This window comes from Ideonella sp. P3_A4, from assembly GCF_056403075.1.
Genome location: NZ_JBFUGE010000670.1, coordinates 1 through 3,080, shown reverse-complemented (window position 1 = coordinate 3,080; position 3,080 = coordinate 1). Strand labels below are relative to the sequence as shown.

Sequence of the window (3,080 nt, the reverse complement as noted above, 5' to 3'; positions counted from 1 at the left end):
GGTCAGCACGCGGGCCTTGCGTGGCGCCGGGATGCTGCTCGACCGACCAGCCGAAGGCGGCTTGTTTCTCTGGGGTGAGCTGCCGGCCGGGGTCGACGCCGACGCGCTGGTCAAGGACGCCTACCGCCAGCACATCCTGCTGGCCGGCGCGGCGTTCGATGTCGCCAATGCCGACCAGCGGCACCTGCGCTTCAACGTGGTCCACGCCCAGCACCCGCGGCTGGCTGAGTTCCTGTCGCAGCGCTGGCAGGCTTCGGCCCAGGCGCAGCAGTTGATCCGCCGCGCTTCCGAACGCGCGCGCTGACTACAGCAGCGCCAGAGCGCCGAGCAGTTCGTTGACGCCTGGCTGGATGTGGAAGGCCGCCATGCCCAGTGCGTGCGCCGGCTCGATGTCGCAGACATGGTCGTCACCGACCATCAGGCAGGCGGCGGCGGGCAGGCCGATCAGGCTGAGCGCGCGGTGAAAGATCTCGGGCCGCGGTTTCGCGTGGCCGCAGTCGTCCGGCGTGACCATGCCGATGAAGTGATCGGTCAGGCCCAGGCTCGACAGCTTGCGCTCCTGCATCAGGCGCGGGCCGTTGGTCACGATGACCTTGGGCAGGTGAGAACTGCGCTGCAGGAACTCGACCGCGTCGTCCACCAGCGACCAGCTGCTCTGGTAGGCCTGCATGTAGGGCTCGAACAAGGCGTCGGCCTGGGCGTCAGTCAGCGCCTGACCCACGAACTCGCGCAGGCGCTCGCGGCGTTGGTCCAGAAACGTGATCTCGCCGGCGCTGTGGCGCTTCCAGTGCTTGTCGGTAATGAGGCGCCAGCGATGGAACGCTTGCTCCACGTCCTCGTCGCGGTGATGCCCGCCATGCATGGGCTGCCAAGCCGCAAAGGCGCGTTGCGCCGTCGAGCGCTCGTCGAACAGCGTGTCGTCGAGGTCGAGCAGCAACCCGCGAATCTCTCGTGCGCTCATGCCGGTCGCCGCGCCAGCAGCGCGATCTCGGCCGCCTGCTGCGGGAACTGACGGCCCAGCTCGATCAGCCCCTGCACACCGCGCTCACCGAGCGACGGCAGCAGCAGCGCCATCTGCGCATGGGTGAAAGGCTTGAACAGGTAGCCGTCGAGCGCGACCTCGGTCAGGCCAAGCGCGGTGACCGTCTCGCGCAGGTCTTGCGGGCGGTACACGCGCGGCTGGCCGAGCAGGCGGTTGCGTTCGCTCAAGACTTCGGGCGCGTCCATCAGCCCCATCTGCACGGCCAGCAGACGGTGGAACGACAGCGCGTTCGGCACGCTGACCAGCAAGTGGCCACCGGGCTTGAGCCAGCGCAGGCCGGCGCGCAGCAGCACCTCGGGCTCGGCGGTTTCATGGATCACACCCGAGACGATGACCAAGTCGGCCACCGGCCCGTGCGGCCACAGTGCGGCCAGCGCGGCGTCGGCGCGCTCGATGTAGTCGTGCACCACCGCCAGTCGCGGCTCGCGCAGGGCCACTTCGCGTGCGGCATCGGCCCAGCGTTGAGCCGGCTCGACCGCGACCCAGCGCGTGAGGCGATTGGGCTGCGCGAAGGCCTGCAGGCTCAGCAGTTCGGGGCCGCAGCCGACCTCGAGCACGACGGCCGGTTGCAGCGCCTGCACCTGCGCCAGGTTGTGCTGCTGGCGCGCTTGCAGGCAGACGCTTTCGAAGTCCAGCTCGGCATCGTGGCGCGCGGCGTATTCGTCGGCGTCCAGCGGTTTGCCCGTGGGCGGCAGCGAGGCATCGGTCATGCCGCACGCCCCTGGCAGAACGCGGCCACCGCATCGGCCACCTGGTCGATCTGGTCCAGCGTCAGGTGCGGGCCGATCGGCAGGCTCAAACACTCGTCGCAGACAGCGTCGGCTGCACTGCGGCCCGCCGGCGCAAACGCTGCGAACGGTGGAAAGCGATAGACCGGCTTCGGGTAGTGGATCAAGGTCTCAATGCCCTGGTCTTTCAGCGCGGCCTGCAACGTGTCGCGTCGCGCGTGGCGAATGACGAACAGGTGCCATACCGGTTCGTCGCCATGCGGCACCGCAGGCAGCGACAGGCCCGGCGCGTTCGCCAAGCGTTCGGCATAACGCGCAGCCTGTGCGCGTCGCTGGGTGTTGTGTTCGTCCAGCCGTGCGAGGCGCACGCGCAGGAAGGCCGCTTGCAGCTCATCGAGCCGGCTGTTGACGCCTTCGCTGTCGTGCTGGTAGCGCACGGCGCTGCCGTAGTTGCGGCGAGCGCGTAGCGCGGTGGCCAGCGCGTCGTCGTCGGTCACCAGGGCACCGGCGTCACCGAATGCGCCGAGGTTCTTGCCCGGGTAGAAGCTGTAGGCGGCCATGCGGCCGAAGCCGCCGACTGGCAGGCCTTGGTGGCGCGCGCCATGGGCTTGCGCGGCATCTTCGAGCAGCAGCAGGCCCTTCGATTCGCACAGCGTCTTGATGGCGGCTGGGTCAGAAGGCGCGCCGTACAGATGCACCGGCATCACGGCCTTGGTGGCTGGCGTCAGCGCCGCGGCGACACCCGCCGCGGCGATGTTGTACGAACCCACAGCCGGCTCCACCGCGCGCGGCGTCGCGCCGCACTGGCGCACCGCGAGCCAGGTCGCGATGAAGGTGTGCGCCGGCACGATCACCTCATCGCCCGGGCCGATGCCAGCCACTTGCAACGCCAGCGCCAGCGCGTCCAGCCCGTTGCCGACACCGATCGCGTGGCGGCGTCCACCGTAGGCCGCGAACTCGGTTTCGAAAGCTTCGAGCTCGGGGCCGAGGATCCAGCGGCCGCTGTCCATCACGCGCCGGTAGGCGGCGTCGTAGGCGACCTGGTCCTGCCGGTAGATCGCCTGCAGATCCAGGAACTTGATGCCGCTGCTCATTCGCCGTCCCGCACCCACTGCAGCTCGCGCCGTGCGAGATCAACGTCGACCGAGAACGGCGACGTGACGATCGACACCGACTCGAAGCCGGCGATGCTGCGCGCCTGCAGCCAGCGGTGCTGCTGGCCGCGCAGGAACGACAGGTCGAAGAAGGTCGGGCCGTTGATGTCCTGCTTGAAGATCGTCAGCACGCGGGTGCCGGGCGGTGCCCACATC

General features: G+C 69.3%; 4 protein-coding genes and 1 pseudogene. 1 reads left to right on the top strand and 4 read right to left on the bottom strand.

The features are described from left to right. Positions 1–304, top strand: a pseudogene (locus tag AC1DYI_RS30890) (aminotransferase-like domain-containing protein); the annotation flags it as partial. On the opposite strand, the gene AC1DYI_RS30885 reads toward AC1DYI_RS30890, so the two are convergent. From AC1DYI_RS30885 to AC1DYI_RS30870, 4 genes are all read right to left on the bottom strand, one after another. Continuing rightward, positions 305–961 carry an HAD family hydrolase gene (locus AC1DYI_RS30885; protein WP_477207936.1) on the bottom strand — a complete coding sequence of 219 codons (657 nt, stop codon included), beginning with the start codon at positions 959–961 and terminating at the stop codon, positions 305–307. Then, a complete protein-coding gene (locus tag AC1DYI_RS30880) occupies positions 958–1,752 on the bottom strand; it encodes a class I SAM-dependent methyltransferase (RefSeq protein ID WP_477207935.1) in 795 nt (264 codons plus the stop codon). Before AC1DYI_RS30880 ends, AC1DYI_RS30885 begins: the two co-directional genes overlap by 4 nt. After that, positions 1,749–2,864, bottom strand: a complete 1,116-nt coding sequence (locus tag AC1DYI_RS30875) for a DegT/DnrJ/EryC1/StrS family aminotransferase (protein WP_477207934.1) — start codon at positions 2,862–2,864, stop codon at positions 1,749–1,751. Before AC1DYI_RS30875 ends, AC1DYI_RS30880 begins: the two co-directional genes overlap by 4 nt. After that, positions 2,861–3,080: hypothetical protein (locus tag AC1DYI_RS30870; RefSeq protein ID WP_477207933.1), on the bottom strand; the 220-nt coding region annotated here is incomplete at its 5' end. The genes AC1DYI_RS30875 and AC1DYI_RS30870, both read right to left, overlap by 4 nt.